The organism is Paraburkholderia sp. SIMBA_054 (genome assembly GCF_046534875.1).
Classification (GTDB): Bacteria; Pseudomonadota; Gammaproteobacteria; order Burkholderiales; family Burkholderiaceae; genus Paraburkholderia; species Paraburkholderia hospita.
This window is the reverse complement of sequence record NZ_JAWRXV010000257.1, coordinates 1-449: the sequence shown is the minus strand read 5'-3', so window position 1 is coordinate 449 and position 449 is coordinate 1. Positions and strand designations below refer to the sequence as shown.

Here is a 449-nt window from a genome sequence, read left to right as displayed (position 1 = left end):
CAGCAGCGGCCCGAGCGACGATCCCGCGTTGCCGCCCACCTGGAACAGCGACTGCGCGAGCCCGTGACGGCCGCCCGAGGCCATCCGCGCGACCCGCGACGATTCCGGATGAAACACCGACGACCCGCAGCCGACTAGCGCCGCGGCCACCAGCAGCACGCCGAAACTCGTCGCCATCGACATCAGCAGCAGGCCGGCGAGCGTGAAGCCCATGCCGACGGGCAGCGAGTACGGCTTCGGATGTTTGTCCGTATAGATGCCGACGAGCGGCTGAAGCAGCGACGCGGTGATCTGATAGGTCAGCGTGATCAGGCCGATCTGTCCGAACGACAGCGAGAAGTTGTCCTTCAGCATCGGGTAGATGGCGAGGATCAACGACTGGATCATGTCGTTCAGCAGATGCGAGAAGCTGATCGCGCCGAGCACGGAATAGACCGTGCGCTGAACCT

Annotated in this window: 1 protein-coding gene; it reads right to left on the bottom strand. The window is 64.6% G+C overall.

Annotated elements, in window-relative coordinates:
* Positions 1-449, bottom strand: a 449-nt coding sequence (locus SB822_RS55020) for an MFS transporter (protein WP_410858837.1), incomplete at both ends; no start/stop codon positions are given.